18 protein-coding genes are annotated in these 14,862 nt (G+C 62.3%); 9 read left to right on the top strand and 9 right to left on the bottom strand.

Translation table 11 applies throughout. The features are described 5' to 3' along the window. Positions 1 to 48: 48 nt before the first annotated feature. The 7 genes from P6U25_RS06475 (at position 49) to P6U25_RS06505 (ending at position 2,562) form a co-directional block, all read left to right on the top strand. A complete protein-coding gene (locus tag P6U25_RS06475; protein ID WP_407150652.1) occupies positions 49 to 270 on the top strand; it encodes a hypothetical protein in 222 nt (73 codons plus the stop codon). Positions 271 to 612: 342 nt separating this feature from the next. After that, positions 613 to 1,173: a type 1 glutamine amidotransferase domain-containing protein gene (locus P6U25_RS06480; protein ID WP_407150653.1), complete on the top strand. Its 561-nt coding sequence runs from the start codon at positions 613 to 615 to the stop codon at positions 1,171 to 1,173. Between the two features lie 9 nt (positions 1,174 to 1,182). After that, a complete protein-coding gene (locus tag P6U25_RS06485) occupies positions 1,183 to 1,512 on the top strand; it encodes a four-helix bundle copper-binding protein (RefSeq protein ID WP_407150655.1) in 330 nt (109 codons plus the stop codon). A 33-nt stretch (positions 1,513 to 1,545) separates the two neighbouring features. Next, entirely contained in the window at positions 1,546 to 1,884 is a 339-nt protein-coding gene (locus tag P6U25_RS06490; protein WP_407150657.1) for a cupin domain-containing protein, read from the top strand. A gap of 15 nt (positions 1,885 to 1,899) precedes the next feature. Continuing rightward, positions 1,900 to 2,070 (top strand): hypothetical protein, encoded by a 171-nt coding sequence (locus P6U25_RS06495; protein WP_407150658.1) that lies wholly within the window; start codon positions 1,900 to 1,902, stop codon positions 2,068 to 2,070. 58 nt (positions 2,071 to 2,128) lie between these two features. Beyond that, positions 2,129 to 2,296: a hypothetical protein gene (locus P6U25_RS06500; protein WP_407150660.1), complete on the top strand. Its 168-nt coding sequence runs from the start codon at positions 2,129 to 2,131 to the stop codon at positions 2,294 to 2,296. A 38-nt stretch (positions 2,297 to 2,334) separates the two neighbouring features. Then, positions 2,335 to 2,562 (top strand): DUF6894 family protein, encoded by a 228-nt coding sequence (locus tag P6U25_RS06505; RefSeq protein WP_407150661.1) that lies wholly within the window; start codon positions 2,335 to 2,337, stop codon positions 2,560 to 2,562. Positions 2,563 to 2,784: 222 nt separating this feature from the next. On the opposite strand, the gene P6U25_RS06510 is transcribed toward P6U25_RS06505, so the two are convergent. The 4 genes from P6U25_RS06510 to P6U25_RS06525 form a co-directional block, all read right to left on the bottom strand. Further along, entirely contained in the window at positions 2,785 to 3,216 is a 432-nt protein-coding gene (locus tag P6U25_RS06510; protein WP_407150662.1) for a CBS domain-containing protein, read from the bottom strand. 62 nt (positions 3,217 to 3,278) lie between these two features. Then, positions 3,279 to 3,992, bottom strand: a complete 714-nt coding sequence (locus tag P6U25_RS06515; RefSeq protein WP_407150663.1) for an MgtC/SapB family protein — start codon at positions 3,990 to 3,992, stop codon at positions 3,279 to 3,281. A 181-nt stretch (positions 3,993 to 4,173) separates the two neighbouring features. Then, on the bottom strand, positions 4,174 to 4,923 hold the full coding sequence (locus P6U25_RS06520) for a DUF72 domain-containing protein (RefSeq protein WP_407150665.1): 750 nt from the start codon (positions 4,921 to 4,923) through the stop codon (positions 4,174 to 4,176). A 33-nt stretch (positions 4,924 to 4,956) separates the two neighbouring features. Next, positions 4,957 to 6,204, bottom strand: a complete 1,248-nt coding sequence (locus P6U25_RS06525) for a DUF763 domain-containing protein (protein ID WP_407150666.1) — start codon at positions 6,202 to 6,204, stop codon at positions 4,957 to 4,959. A gap of 300 nt (positions 6,205 to 6,504) precedes the next feature. Between P6U25_RS06525 and P6U25_RS06530 the strand changes: the two genes are divergently transcribed. Beyond that, positions 6,505 to 7,512 carry an SDR family oxidoreductase gene (locus tag P6U25_RS06530; protein ID WP_407150668.1) on the top strand — a complete coding sequence of 336 codons (1,008 nt, stop codon included), beginning with the start codon at positions 6,505 to 6,507 and terminating at the stop codon, positions 7,510 to 7,512. A 15-nt stretch (positions 7,513 to 7,527) separates the two neighbouring features. On the opposite strand, the gene P6U25_RS06535 is transcribed toward P6U25_RS06530, so the two are convergent. From P6U25_RS06535 to P6U25_RS06555, 5 genes are read right to left on the bottom strand one after another with little or no spacing between them, the layout of a single operon-like run. Next, on the bottom strand, positions 7,528 to 9,183 hold the full coding sequence (locus P6U25_RS06535; RefSeq protein ID WP_407150670.1) for a GMC family oxidoreductase: 1,656 nt from the start codon (positions 9,181 to 9,183) through the stop codon (positions 7,528 to 7,530). Then, a complete protein-coding gene (locus tag P6U25_RS06540) occupies positions 9,167 to 9,814 on the bottom strand; it encodes a gluconate 2-dehydrogenase subunit 3 family protein (RefSeq protein WP_407150671.1) in 648 nt (215 codons plus the stop codon). Before P6U25_RS06540 ends, P6U25_RS06535 begins: the two co-directional genes overlap by 17 nt. After that, the gene (locus P6U25_RS06545) at positions 9,807 to 10,748 is read right to left on the bottom strand and encodes a hypothetical protein (protein ID WP_407150672.1); all 942 of its coding nucleotides are present in this window, start codon (positions 10,746 to 10,748) and stop codon (positions 9,807 to 9,809) included. Before P6U25_RS06545 ends, P6U25_RS06540 begins: the two co-directional genes overlap by 8 nt. Then, entirely contained in the window at positions 10,745 to 11,866 is a 1,122-nt protein-coding gene (locus P6U25_RS06550) for an enolase C-terminal domain-like protein (protein WP_407150673.1), read from the bottom strand. The genes P6U25_RS06545 and P6U25_RS06550 overlap by 4 nt, the downstream gene beginning before the upstream one ends. Beyond that, entirely contained in the window at positions 11,859 to 13,661 is a 1,803-nt protein-coding gene (locus P6U25_RS06555) for a thiamine pyrophosphate-requiring protein (RefSeq protein WP_407152443.1), read from the bottom strand. Before P6U25_RS06555 ends, P6U25_RS06550 begins: the two co-directional genes overlap by 8 nt. A gap of 545 nt (positions 13,662 to 14,206) precedes the next feature. On the opposite strand from P6U25_RS06555, the gene P6U25_RS06560 reads away from it, so the two are divergent. Beyond that, on the top strand, positions 14,207 to 14,860 hold the full coding sequence (locus P6U25_RS06560; RefSeq protein WP_407150675.1) for a cytochrome c3 family protein: 654 nt from the start codon (positions 14,207 to 14,209) through the stop codon (positions 14,858 to 14,860). The last annotated feature ends 2 nt before the right edge of the window (positions 14,861 to 14,862 follow it).

A 14,862-nucleotide genomic window follows, 5' to 3' on the forward strand; every position in this document is an offset into this window, starting at 1 on the left:
CAGGAACCTTGGGTTAGGTTGCGATTGTCACGGCAGAAGGAGACCGCGATGGCAACGCTTTTAGTCATGGATCACAGCGGCGACACCCGTCACCACTTCGATGCTGGGGACCGCGAGCAATTGGCCGGGGCAGAGGCCCGCTTCAAGCAGTTGATCTCGGATGGCTATACGGCGGCGACGCGGAGACCGAGCGGGAACACGGTGCTGGCGCGATCACTGGATCCGACGGCGGAAGAAACCTTGTTCTACCCGCGGCTGGTGGGCGGATGACGCGGCTTCGTCCGCGCGAGGCGTTGATGTCGCTCCGGGCCACGCGCATTACGCTTAGGCTAGGCCGATGAGAGCAGGACTCCGCGGCCGATAGGAACCAAGCAAATGGCGCGGGCTTAAGCCCAATGGTCCGGATCAGCGCGATCGGCTCATCGACCCAAATACGCGCGCGTCCGATCACGCGTCGCCGGCACCGCAGGTTTTAGCAGGGCGGAAGCCCGCCGCGGCAGGACAAGCCAAATAGCCGTGGCGTACGTCGCGCCGGATCTTCGGCAGGCGCTGTCGGTTCAACCCACGGGCCGCCGATCCGGAACCATCAAGCAAGCGCCAACGGAGCAGCTCATGGACCTGAATGGCAAGAAGATCGCGATCCTCGCGACGCATGGCTTCGAACAATCGGAACTTGAAGTGCCACGCGACCGTCTGAAGAAGGCCGGCGCGGCGGTCGACGTCGTCTCGCTCGCTTCGGGCGAGATCAAGGGATGGGACAAGAAGGATTGGGGCCGTCCGGTCCAGGTGGACAAGACGCTGGATCAAGCCGCGGCCACTGATTACGACGCGGTGGTCCTCCCCGGCGGACAGATCAATCCGGACCTCCTGCGCGTCGAGGCCAAAGCCCTGAAGTTCATCAAGGATATCTTCGAGGCCAAGAAAACCGTCGCTGCGGTCTGCCATGGACCGTGGCTGCTGATCGAGACAGGCATCGCCAAGGGCCGCAAGATGACCTCGTACAGGTCGATCAAGACCGACATGGAGAACGCCGGCGCGAAGTGGCAGGACGCCGAGGTCGTCGTCGATCAAGGCGTGGTCACCTCGCGAAATCCCGGCGATCTTGAAGCCTTCAGCGCCAAGATCATCGAGGAGATCAAGGAAGGACGTCATACCCAACGCAGCGCGGTCTGAGGGATCGCTATGTCATTCTCGGAAGAGATGAACCGCTGCATCGAAAGCTGCCTCGCGTGCTACAAGACTTGTCTTGGCACGGCAATGGACCATTGCCTCGTCACCGGCGGCAAACATATCGAACCCGTGCATTTCCGCCTGATGATGGCGTGCGCCGAGATGTGCCGGACCGCGGCGCACTTCATGCTGATCAATACGCCACACCACAAGCATACGTGCCGCGAATGCGCGGAAATCTGCGCCGAGTGCGCCGCGGATTGCGAACGGGTTGGCGGCATGGATGAGTGCGTCGCAATGTGCAAAGCCTGTGCGGAGGTCTGCCGGAAGATGGCCAGCTAACACCGGGTCCGGAGTATCGACTTGGAGAACATCATGCACGACAGTACCATCAAGAAAGTCGCTCAAGCGACGGCTCCCAAGGGAGCTATGGGACAGACCTATCTCGTATCCGGCAAGCGTGTCGCGATGCGGCTCTGGGACAACGAGCAACCGCAGCAGAGTGATCCCGAGCAGCGGGACTACGAAACGGTCGGATACGTCATTGCGGGTCGGGCAGAGCTCACTCTCGAGGGACAGACAATTCGGCTGCAGAAGGGAGATTCCTGGCTGGTGCCCGCCAAATCTGAGCATAGCTATCGCATCCTGGAACCCTTCACCGCGATCGAGGCCACGTCGCCGCCGGCGCAAGTCCATGGCCGGGACGAGGTCTAGACGTAGGAGAGGCGGATGCTTGAGGAGAAACTAAAGGAAGCCATCGTCGGTGAGTTGATGCGTCAGGCGGCGGATCGGCCGGACGTTCTCCGCGTGCAGAATGCGCAGGAGCTCTCCGTGGCGGGCGCGATCGATCTGGACGCGCTTGTGATGGTGATCGCGGGCGCGGTCGCGGGCGGTCCCTGACACATCTTTGTCGGGAACAGAGTGGGATTTCGCGCTTCTGTTCTCGAGGAGATCGCAAATGAACCGAGAGTCTTCAAAGCCGACGACGCATGATCCCGGCCGCCTCAGCGATTGGGGATCTCATGCGCAAACCGACACGCCCTGGAGGGGCAACCCGGAAAAGGAGCAGCGTTCCGGGGCGCACGCGCCCGATCTGGAAAAATGGCATGAATCGAACACGCACTGAATGCGGGAATACTGAAGGGCGGGGAATGAAGAGAATAGATGTCACCATTTCACTTTCATATCGTACGTGACGACGGCGTGGTCGGCTCGACGGGCCACCCAGTCGCCGACCGCGATCAGGCCCTCGCGGTGGCAAAACGCCTCGCCATCGATCTTGCCGAGGAGCGAAAGGAATTTCTCGGTGGAGGTTATTTCGTCTCGGTGACCGACGACAACGAGCGCGAGATTCACCGTGAAAGCATCGATAGTGCCGAGAAGAGCGGCTGACCCGCGCCTGACAGGGCGAGCGGGGTGGTGCATCTTCTAATCTCTAATCTAATCGGAGCTGACGTAGTTGGCACGCCAAAGCAGCAACGTGACGACCAACGCCACGATCCCGCCGGCAATCAACATCCAGGGCACATAGTCAGCCACTGCTCCCAATCCATATGTTCGTGCCCCGCGAGGCCGAGCTCCGCGGAGCACGAGATCGTTCTTCATCCCGGATATCTAGAGCTGCGCATGCTGTGCGGTCGGTCGCGAGATTTGGCTCAGCGCCATGCCGGCGCCGTTGTTCCCTTTCGCCTGCGCGATGTCGCCGAGCGCGATGATACCGACGAGCCGCTTGTCGCGGCTGAGGACGGGAAGGCGGCGCACCTGTATAGCGCCCATATTTTGCGCGATCTGCTCGATGTCCTCGTCCTCGAAGCAGTACTTCACGTCGGCGGTCATGATGTCGCCGACCCGCGTGTCCGGGCCGCGTCCCATCCCGACGCCACGTACCGCGATGTCACGATCCGAGATCATTCCGATGAGACGGTCGTTGTCGGTAACAGGCAGCAGGCCGACGGCGAGCGCTCCCATCGCTTCCGCAGCATCGCGGAGCGTGTTGTCGGGGGTGCATAGCTGAACGTCTCGTGTCATAGCATCGGAAACCTTCATGATCGGCCCTTCCGTTGGCTGGTTGCTTCAACCGCCTAACGATACCGCCCCGAGCTCCGTTCCTAAGTTTGTCCGGCGTTCTGTGTGGTCAGATCGAAGGATTTGATGACGTAGTGCTGCTCCAGCAGGCGCAGAAGGTCGACCGGCGGCCGAGAATTCTCGGGACGTCGCCAATATACCTCGAACGCATACTCTACGTCCGTCGAGGTGCCGCTGCCTCGCCGTTCCTGAAACCGCGCATGGTAATGTAGCGGTTCGATCAGCGTCGGCAGCGCCTCGATCACGCTGACATCGGCCGCACCACCGATCGTCAAGGTAGCGCGGTGGAGCCGGGGAATTCTGACATCGACCCATTTGAGGACCGAAAGCGTAACGACGCCAATGGCGGTTCCGACGCAACCAAGGACGAGCTGACCACCGCCGAGACACAGACCGATGACCGTGATCAGCCAGAGCGTGGCGGCCGTCGTCACGCCGGTTACGAGATCGCCCTTCTTGAGGATCGTGCCGCCGCCGATGAATCCGACGCCCGTCAGGATACCGAGCGGAAGCCGCATCAGGTCCATCTGGATGAAGGACGTTGAACCCTTTCCGTCGACGGTCAGCAGAAGATTGGCCTGAATCATCGACAGCGAGGCGGCGAGTCCGACCAGGATCGTGGTCCGCAAGCCCGCCGCACGTCCGCGCGCGCCACGGTCAAAGCCTAGGATCATGCCGGCCAAAATTGTCAGAGCGAGGCGGACGGCGATGTCGGACCAAGTCGGGTGAAGCGGCACGTTCCGCCTCGCGCCTACGCAGGGCCTGCGGCTGCAGTCCGAACCGACGTGCCGGATGATCGGAGGTGGGCGATCGCGCCGCGGTCATCGGTCGTTACCGCGTTGATCGTTTCCGGCACAGCAGACGACATCGCATCGGCTCCCTTCCAGAGCACCCAATGCAGCCGTGGAACGTTGGTTCCTATTTCCGGGATCGGTGAGCCTCCGGCTCAAGGAACTCGCAAAGCCGATTGGCATCTGCTGGTGCCGCGCTCTTTTGATCATTGTCGAAATAGACGTAGACGTCGTGCCCGCGCCTGCTCCAGGCGCGTATATGCTTCGCCCAGTCAGCAAGCTGCGCTGGCCGGTAGTGGCCACTGTACCGGCCGCTCGGGCCGTGGCCGCGGACATAGACAAAATCGGCGGTGCGCTTCCAGGGAGCCGGTGCGTCGTGATGATCGGAAATGCAGAGGGCGATATTGCTCGCGGCCAGAAGCTTCAGGATTCGCGGTTCGTACCAGCTCGGATGGCGGAATTCGAAGGCATAGCGCCGGCGGCGCTTCAGAAGTTTGAGAAACCCCGCAAGACGATCAGCATCGATGGTGAAGTTCGGCGGCAGTTGAAACAGGACGGGCCCGGCCTTGCTACGGAGCAGTGACAGCCGATCCTCCAGCAGTTCGAGGCTGTTGACCGAGGTCTCGGACAGTCGCTTCCAGTGGGTGATGAATTTCGAGGCCTTCCAGGCAAAGACGAACTCGGGATCGGTCGCATCGCGCCAGCCTGCAACCGCCTTTTCCGTGGGAGTGCGATAGAAGACGCCGTTCAGCTCCGTCGTGCGGAACTGGCCCGCGTAATAGTCGAGCTGGCGATTCAGCGGCAATCCCTCCGGGAAGAACGGACCGCGCCAGGAGGCATAGTGCCAGCCGGATGTACCAATCAGAACGCGCGCCATACTCTCAACACGGATCGTGGCATCAGGCATCCTCTACGACTTGGCGGTCCGGTCGCGCCCGGCAAGGTCAGCCTCCCAACCAAATATGGACCGGCCATCGAGGGTTGGGGAACGGGCGCGTTCGGTCGCCACAAAAGCATCGAATGACGGCCCGCTTGCCGCCCGCTCCAGCCTGCGCGCCTGCTCGTCAAGCCGCTTGAGCGCCTCGATCTGCTCGTCGCGGCCGAGCTTTGCCTGCTGCACAGCCGATTTCAGCACCCGAATGGTCTCGTCGTAGATCTTGATGGGCACGGGAAAAGGATGGCGGTCCTTGCCACCGTGGGCGAGCGAGAAGCGCGCCGGGTCCCGAAACCGATAAGGCGTGCCATGGACGACTTCGGCCACCATGGCCAAGGATTCCACGGTGCGCGCGCCGACACCAGGCATCAGCAACAGATCGGGGAAGTCCAACGGACCGCGATCCGCGGCGGCGGCCAGCGTGCCGTGCAGGCGCCGGATGAAAACATCGCTTGGTCGGACATCATGATGGGACGGCATGATCAGGTGTAGCAGGTCCGCTTGTGGCGGGGCCCTGTCCGTCAGCTTGGCATATTGGTGCGCGATGCCGTCCGGCCCGAGCGCAGCGAGCAGGTCGAGCTGCGCCTGGCGCGAGGCTTCGGCGCGGCGATCGGTGAGGTTGACGATCTCGCCCTGCGAGGGACCATCGATCGCACTGTGCGGTTCATCGACAAAATCGCGCAACCCCTCGGAATGCCAATGATAGCGTCGCGCCTGCCGTTTGCGGTCGTTCATGCCTTGCTGGACCACGGTCCACCTGCCATCCCTGCTGACGAAGAAGCCGTGGAGGTACAGCTCGAACCCGTCCTGGACCGCCGCGCCGTCGACCTTGGCCACCAGCCGGCTGGCGCGGGTCAGGGCAGCGCCGTCGAAGCCGATACGTTCGCCAAGCGCCGATAGCTCTTCCGGGGTACGCCGCGAATGCCTGCCGCGCCCACCGCACACATAGATTCCCAGTTCGTCCTGCATCGGCGCCAGACCGCGCTTGAGCGCGCCGATGACGCTGGTGGTGATGCCGGAGGAGTGCCAGTCCATACCCATGACCGCACCGAATGATTGGAACCAGAACGGATGCGAGAGCCGTTGCAGGAATGCGTCCCGTCCGTAGTGATGGACGATGGCTTGCGTGATGATCGCGCCCAGCGCCGCCATACGTTCAGCGAGCCAAAGTGGCACACGTCCGCCGTGGAGCGGAAGGTCGGCACTGCCAGTTCGTCGGGCCATGGCGTTCCCTGATCCTGAATCTGCTTGACCCTAACAGCAAATGCGACGGCGCGCATTCTGGCAAGGGCCGGTGGGTTCGTGATGTGGCGACGCGAGCAGTTCGGTGCCAGACGTACGAAGCCCCTGTTAGGAACAACGCGCGCAGGCAGGAGGTTAGGCGATTGAAGCGGACGGCATCAGCATCCGAAAGAGGCCCCTATGTGCGAGTCCAGCCTTCACTCCGTTTTGTCGCGCGCGGCTATGGTCCGCAAGTCGATCAGGGCACGTGAACGCGACCCCATTTAGCTCCGGGTGTATCAAGTGAATCGTCCCGCCCGAACCGTTATCATCACCGGCGCTTCCGCCGGGATTGGTCGCGCCATCGCGGGTCGTTTCGCGCGGGCGGGCGATCGAGTCGGCCTGATCGCGCGAGACCCGGCTGCACTGGAGGACGTCCAGCGCGAATTGCTGCGATCCGGCGCCAAGGCTGTGGAATGGGTAGCGGTGGACGTATCCGATGCTGCGGCGGTGTTCGCCGCTGCCGATCAACTCGAGCGGCGGCTCGGCTTCATGGATATATGGATCAACGACGCCATGGAAACCGTGTTCTCAACGGTGGCCGACATTGATCCAGCGGAATTCCGGCGAGTGACAGAGGTCACCTATCTCGGCTTCGTGCATGGCACCATGGCAGCGCTGCGATCGATGCGGCCGCGCCGGCGAGGTCGCATCATCCAGATCGGATCCGCGTTGGCCTATCGCGGCATTCCCCTGCAAGCGGCCTACTGTGGTGCCAAGCACGCGATGCGCGGATTCACCGACTCGCTCCGTGCGGAGCTGTTCCACGAAAGATCACCCGTGACCGTGAGTATCATCGAGCTGCCGGCGGTCAACACACCGCAATTCGACTGGGCGCGGGCGCACATTCCGCGCACGCCACGGCCGATGGGAGCGCCTCTCGAGCCGGAAGCGGTTGCCGACGCGGTGTTTCGCGTGGCCGAAGGATCGTCACGCGAATATTGGCTTGGCCTGCAAACGATCCTCACGATCCTCGGCAACAGCATCGTTCCTGCGTATCTCGACCACTACCTGGCGCGTAAGGCCGTGGCGGGTCAGCAGACCGGCACTCCGCTCTCCATCGGTCGCGACGACAACCTGGATCACCCGGTCACGGCGTTGCATCGGACCCGGGGCTCGTTCAGCACAGGAGCGTCGCACCATGCGCCACTGGTGGTGGGGTGGTTGGCGCGGGCTGCCTCTGTCGTCATTGGCGCGACGTTGCTTTTCGCGGCTGGAGCTGCTGCCGGCAGGCGCCGCTCGTCAAAGTAATGAAAGCTATAGTGGTCAGAGCCCCGCCAGTTCGCCGCGCCGGCTCATCGCTCTGATCCGGTCAGCCGTGCGGCAGGCAATCGCCTGTATGGTCAGCGAGGGATTGACCCCGCCGACGGTCGGAAATACCGAGCCGTCGCAGATCCATAAATTGGGGATGTCCCAGCAGCGGCAATCGGCATTGACGACGCTGCTCGCGGGATCATCGCCCATCCGGGCGGTTCCATTGAGATGACAGGTGTCGTCGTCCTCATCCCATATATCGTGGACATCCACTGCTTCCAGCGCCCGACGCATGAACTTGAGCGAATGCGCGATCAGGCGCTTGTCATTGTCGCAAAAGGAATAGGTGACACGTGGGATGCGCAGCCCGTTTTGATCGAGCTCGTCGGAGAGGGTCACGCGGTTGCGCTCCTGGGGCAGTGTCTCGCCGACAATCTTGAGACCGACCTGATGGTTGTAGTTCTCCATGGCGTCGAGCAGCGCCTGCCCCCACAGTCCGCGCTTGCTGGCCTGCGTCGTGCCCCACACGATTGGCAGCGGGCCTTGGCTCATGTAGCAATAGCCGCCGTGGAAGTCCTTGCCCTTGTCCGTGTAATTCCAGTGCTCTGTGATCGCGAGCGAAGGCGGCCCTTTGTAAGAGCGGATTTCCTGGTCCATCACGCCCCACACCGCCTGATTGGACTGAACCATCAGGTTCTTGCCGAGCAGCCCGGAGGAATTGGCTAACCCATCCGGGAACTTTCCGCTGGCCGAGTTGAGCAGCAGGCGCGGTGTCTCGATTGCGTAGCCGGCGACCACGACATTCTTTGCTCTCTGGAAGCGCCAACGGCCCGCGCGCAGATAGTGGACGCCGGTCGCGAGCCCGGTGCGGTCGTGCTCGATCGACCCCACCATCGCAAGGTCGCGAATCTCGGCGCCGGCTTTGAGCGCACGCGGCAGCCAGGTCAGCAGCACGCTCTGCTTGGCATTTGTGGAGCAGCCGATCACGCACATCCCCCGATAGACGCACGGATGAGCAAGCCCGCGGGGGGCGGAAAGCGTGGCCAGCGGCGTCGGCGTCCAATCGATGCCAAGTGCTTCGGCGCCTTCGGCAAGGACCAGGGCGGCTGCGTTCAGCTCGTGCGGACGATACGGATAGCGCGGACGCTTTGGCCCCCAGGGATAATGAAGCGGTCCGGAAATCTTTAGAACCTGTTCTACCTCGGAGTAGTAGTCCCACATTTCGCGCCAATCGATCGGCCAGTCGACGCCATAGCCAAGCTGGCTGCGCGATTTGAACCATTCGGGCCGAAACCGAAGCGATACCATGGCGAAGTGAACGGTCGATCCGCCGACGCTCTTTCCCGAATTGTTGGCGCCGAGCTGAAGCGGATTGTCGCCGTCGACGATTCGCCTGTCGGTCCAATAGAGCTTCGACTGATGCATCTCGTCGGAGGCGAAATCCTCGAGCGGGCGCCAGTAGGGGCCCGCGTCGAGCGCGACGACGGAGAAGCCATACTCCGCGAGCTTGCAGGCAAGCGTTCCACCTCCCGCGCCCGTACCGACGATAGCGAAGTCGACCGCCTCATCCTCCGGATATTCGCGCATCGGAACCCAGGCGCCCGGCCTGAAGACATCAGGTGCGCGTCCGTTCAAGGCTCTCGGCGAGGTCTCATCCCACACGTTCATTCTCCCGGCGCGCCTGATCTTCCCGGCCGGGTGATGCCTCGGCAGCTTCCCAGGGGTCGCGGCGATCGAAGTTCATGCGTACGTAGCCGCGGGGGCTTGCCGGTCCGCCAAAGCCGATTTCATTCCATGACGCCGGGTGCGCGTAGTAGGCGCTAACGATGTCGTGCAGCATCCGCTTGGCAAAGAAGATCGCTGCCGGCATATCCTCCCAGGCGTCGCTTGATACTTGTCCGCGCTGGATTTTGCCCAACAGCCAATGCTGCTGGTCATGACTCAAATCGCAGAATGGCTTTTCGCACGCCGCCATGGCTTCGGCGTCAATGGCAGCCAATCCCAATCGCCAGGCCTTGTCCTGCTCGGGCAGCCGGGCATCGCGATAGCCGTCGCCCTTGCCGCTGTAGAGCTTCTGGTCGATCATCGCCGCGAGTGGCGCCTTGACGGCACGATCAGCCGGTTGGGGGATGATTTGCTCGCACAGCGAGCGGAGCGTCTTCCACTCAGCTTCGTCGCAGAACCGGTGGAATTCGGGATCGAGGCCGCAGCGCGCATCAATCACCGCGCGGGTCTGGTCATTCCATGATACTGAGTTGCGCTTGTTAAGAACATTGTAGCCCGGATAGCGCTCAGTCATGAGAGCTAGCTTTCCCATTTCTTTCAACCAATGCCAGGGCGGCAAGCCCCGCTAGTGCCAATCCTGCGAACGATGGCGGAGCAGGCAAGGGCGGACCGTTGAGAATGTTCTGGCTCCAATTGCGCCAGCCACCCATGTTGCGGGAAACGCCGTAGGCGTGAAATCCGACCCCGGCAAAACCCAGCAGTGCCGTCAATCTGAGGCCAAGCTTCGCCGCCCGCCGCAATATGTTGCCGGGACGGAACAGCGTGGTGGTGAGAAGGCCAGCGGCAGCGGGTGGCACGGCAACGGGCAGAAACATGCCGGGGTTCTGGAAGGCGCCACGGAAGTGCAGCAAGCCTGCTTCCGCGACCGTTCCGGCCAGGCCTGCGGAAGCTACGATGCCCAGAACTTCGCCCGCCGGATATCCCAGAATTGTGGAGGCCTCATCGCCTCTCACTCTCTCCGCGCCGCGGCCGAGTATTCCAGCAAGCAATAAAGCCGCAGGCGCGCCGACAGGCGCTGCATAGAACAGGTTGAGCCATGACAGACCGCCCGGCCTTTTCATGATGTTGTATCCGTGGAAACCGAGCCCGGCTGCTCCGGTCAGCGCGGCGAGGCCATAGAGGCCGTCGCGAGCCACGCGAGATTTGCCTCGCGCATCCAGGATCCCGAGCAGGCTTGCGGCCAGAGCGGCGGCCGAGACCCCCAGCGGAAGATACATCCAGCGGTTCTGGAAGGAGCCTCGATAGTGATCCAGTCCGCTGTCCACCAACACTGAAAGTGAGAGCAGGGCAGAGCTGAGGTCGAGCTTACGTCCGATGTTGCTGCGCCATTCGCGATCGGGCGTCCGAGCCGGAGCTCTTGGCGCATATTTCTTGTTCAAGCTAGTCGCGGTCGCCTGCAGCGAGGCGAGCGCTGTGCGCTGCGCATCGACCGCCGGCACGCGTCTCATGCCAGCGCCTCCCCTGACGTATGGTAGGGTGCGGCATCCACGGCCTTGAAGCCAAGTCCGTGACCGAAGCGCGACAGATCAGGCGCGATGTCGCCGTCGCGAAGGGCCGGTGCGCCATCGAACAGCATCTGCTCGATGCGAACATGGTCGTGAAACCATTCGATGTGACGCAATCCCGGAACGGCGCAAGCGAGATGGCGATGCATGGACGGCGCGCAGTGCGCCGAGATGTCAATGTGCTTGGCCTCGGCCAGCGCAGCTATTTTCAGGAAGCCGGTGATGCCGCCACAGCGCGTAACGTCGGCCTGTAGCACATCAACTGCGTCCTCCGACAGGAGGTGACGGGCGTCGTCGAGCGTGAAGACATACTCGCCGGCCGCTACTTCCAATCCAGCCGGCGTCCGGCTGCGAACGGCGTGCAAGCCCGCTGAATCGTCGGACGAGACGGGTTCTTCGAACCAGCGAATGCCCAGGTCTTCCGTCAGGGCCGCGAAGCGCAATGCCTGCTTGACGTCGAACGCGCCATTGGCATCGACGAATAATTGACAGTCGCCAATCGCCTGCCACGCGAATTCTGCACGCTTCGGATCAAGCTCCGGGTCACTGCCGATCTTCATCTTGACAAAACGGCAGCCGTCGACTTTCGCCCAGCGTCCAAGTTGCTCGCCCAATTCCTCGTTCGAATAGGAGGTGAAACCGCCGCTGCCGTAGACTGGCACAGTGTCGCGGCAACAGCCGAGCAGCTTTGCCAGCGGAACGGCAAGCAGTTGTGCCTTCAAATCCCAAAGCGCGAGATCGATCGCCGAAATCGCGCAGCTCGCGATGCCGGACCGTCCAACGTTGCGGACGGCGCGCTGCATCGCGGCCCAGCAGCCTGCAATATCGAAGCAGTCGCGATCGGTGATGGCGGGCGCCAGCAGTTCCTTGATCACGGCCACGACCGAGGCGTCGCCATAGGTCAAGCCGAGCCCACGCCTTTTTCCAGCACTGACGTAGGCGACGATAAGAGTCGTCGAGGTCCATGCGAGCGTACCATCCGCCTCGGGCCGGTCTGTCGGGATGCGATAGGCCGCGCCGTCGATCTTGCCGATTGTCGCTCCGCCGTTCCGTTCAGTCATTGCCACGGTCTCCACCGCCCGGCAGGATGGATTCCAGAACCTGGCGCGCGGTTCCCTTGATGACGCGCGCTTCGCGAGGGTCTCCCTTGATCAGGCTTTCGCTGAACTTTTTGGCTTGCTTCAGCGTGATGTGTGGCGGCAGCGGCGGCACCTCGGGATCCGTCTTGACCTCGAGAACCACCGGCCGGTCAGCGGCCAAAGCTTCGTCCCAGGCGGAGCCAAGCTGGTCAGGATGATCGACGAAGAGCCCCTTCAGACCGATCAGCTCGGCAAAACGATGATACGGCACGTTGGGGATCTGTTGTGAGGCATTGAATTTGGGATCGCCTTCCATGACGCGCTGCTCCCACGTTACCTGATTGAGGTCCTCGTTGTTCAGCACGCAGACGATGCAGCGATGGTCGCTCCACTTCTTCCAGTACTGCGCGATCGTGATGAGTTCGGCCATGTTGTTCATCTGCATGGCACCATCCCCGACCAGTGCGATGACGGGTCGGTCCGGATGGGCGAACTTGGCCGCGATTGCATATGGAACGGCGGCTCCCATGGAGGCCAGACCGCCCGAAAGGGATGCCATCATCCCGCGTCTGACTTTGAGATCGCGGGCGTACCAGTTGGCGCACGATCCGGAATCGCTTGTCAGGATCACGCGATCCGGCAGGCGCGGCGACAGCTCCCAGGTGATGCGCTGCGGATTGACCGGTTTGGCCGGTTGCATGGCGCGACCTTCAAGCGTCTTCCACCAGTCCTTGAGGTTGGACGCAATCCGTTTGCGCCATGCCCCGTCACCCTTGTCGCGAAGAAGCGGCAACAGCGCCGTCAAGGTTTCGGCGGCGTCGCCGACAAGGTTGACCTCCATCGGATAGCGCAACGACAGCATGTCCGGCGCGATGTCGATCTGCACGCCGCGGGCCTGTCCTTCCTTGGGGAGGAACTCGGAATATGGAAAGCCGGACCCGATCATCAGCAGCGTGTCGCACTCGGTCATCAGATCGTAGCTTGGCTCGGTTCCGAGCAGGCCGATTGAGCCTGTGACCCAAGGGAGGTCGTCGGGAAGAGCGGCCTTCCCGAGCAATGCCTTCGCGGCGCCGGCGCCGAGCTTGTCGGCGACGGCAATGACCTCATCGGTCGCGCCAAGCGCGCCTGCGCCGACCAGGATGGCAACCTTCTTGCCCTTGTTGAGGATGTCTGCCGCCTTGCGAAGGTCGGCTTCGTACGGAACAACCCTCGGCTTGGTGAAGCCGATGCCCGAATGGATCGTGCCGTGAGCCCGTGGCGGCTCCTCGTACGCCGCCTCCTGCAAATCATTCGGAAGAACGATCGCCGTGACCCGCCTTTCGCCGAGTGCCGTGCGGATCGAGCGGTCAATCAGATGTCGAACCTGGGCCGGAGCCGAAGCCTGCTGCACAAAGGCGCCGGCGACATCCTTGAACATGGATGGGAGATCGACCTCCTGCTGGTAATGACCTCCGATTGCCGTTCGCGCCTGTTGCCCGGCGATTGCCAGTACCGGCATATGATCGAGCCGCGCATCGTACAAGCCAGTAACAAGGTGAGACGCTCCAGGTCCGGAAGTCGCAATACAAACGCCGAGCTCTCCGCTAAACTTGGCATAGGCGGAAGCCATGAACGCGGCCATCTCCTCATGCCGCGCCTGGATGAACTCTATCTTGCCGTTGGCCCGGTTGAGCGCACCGAACACGCCGTTAATGCCGTCACCGGGATAACCGAAGATCTTCCGCACGCCCCAATCATGTAAGCGATTGACAATGAAGTCGCCGACGGTCTGTGCCATGAGCTTGCTCATCTGAAATCGGTGATGGCCGTGTTGGCCTCGTTCATTCAGCAACGGCACGGAGTTTGCGATGTTCCTGTCAAAACGATTAAGTGCAGCCCGCGTGAACTGTCGTCCTTCTCCGTCCAGCGGCAACTCAAACCGTGCATCAAATCCGAGCGAGCGATCCAGCGACGGCGCAGGATTAATTTTCGCGTCGCAGGGTCGAGCTGAGGCATCGTCCGATGATGACGTCCGGCCCATCGCCTTCCAGGAGGAGGGTAAGTACAGTTGTACTGCCGGCACCGGCGGCCGACTGGAGGGACGCGCGCGCCCGACTGGACTGCTTCGATCAATCGAGCCGTTGTGATCGATCTCGTCGAGCGACGCGACCGAAAGAAATCCGAGCGAGTCTAACCGCTTAAGGACGGATTCCGGCCGGACAAGCGGCGAGCGCCCGCGTAGGCGAGCTCAAAGCCGGCTTAGGAACCATGGATTTCCGATCGCGTTTGGCCTTGGGGTTCGGCGCCAGGCATTGGGGTGGCTTGGCGACGGTGAGAACGCGCATGCCGCACTTATTCCGACCATTCGCGGATACGGTGGCGCGCAGCGTCCTGGTGTCCATTGTGGTCGTGCCGCTCCTAGCAATCGGTCTCGCTTATTGGGTATCTGCATCAGAGCATGTGACCGGCGAAGAGATCACGCTCGACCAGCCGGTACCCTTCAGCCACGCGCATCATGTCGGCGGTCTCGGCCTCGATTGCCGCTACTGCCACACCGGTGTCGAGTCGTCGCCTGTTGCCGGCATCCCGCCAACCCACACCTGCATGACATGTCACTCCCAGCTCTACACGCAGGCCGCGATGCTTGCACCGGTTCGGAAGAGCCTCGCTGAGGGCCGCCCCATTCACTGGAATAAGGTGAATCGGCTGCCGGCCTACGTCTATTTCGATCACTCGATCCATGTCGCCAAGGGTATCGGCTGCACGACCTGCCACGGCGACGTCGCCAACATGCCGCTGATGCGGCAGGCTGCTCCGCTCACCATGGGTTGGTGCCTCGATTGTCACCGCAATCCCGCGGCGAAGATGCGTCCGGTATCGAAAGTGTTCGATCCGTACTGGAAATTTCCAGATGACCAGGCCGAGCAGGGGCTCATCCTGGCGCATCAATATCTCGACAACAAACATCTCACGGACTGCTCGATCTGCCATCGGTGAGT

This window comes from Bradyrhizobium sp. ORS 86 (assembly GCF_045571475.1).
In the GTDB taxonomy this organism is placed as follows: domain Bacteria; phylum Pseudomonadota; class Alphaproteobacteria; order Rhizobiales; family Xanthobacteraceae; genus Bradyrhizobium.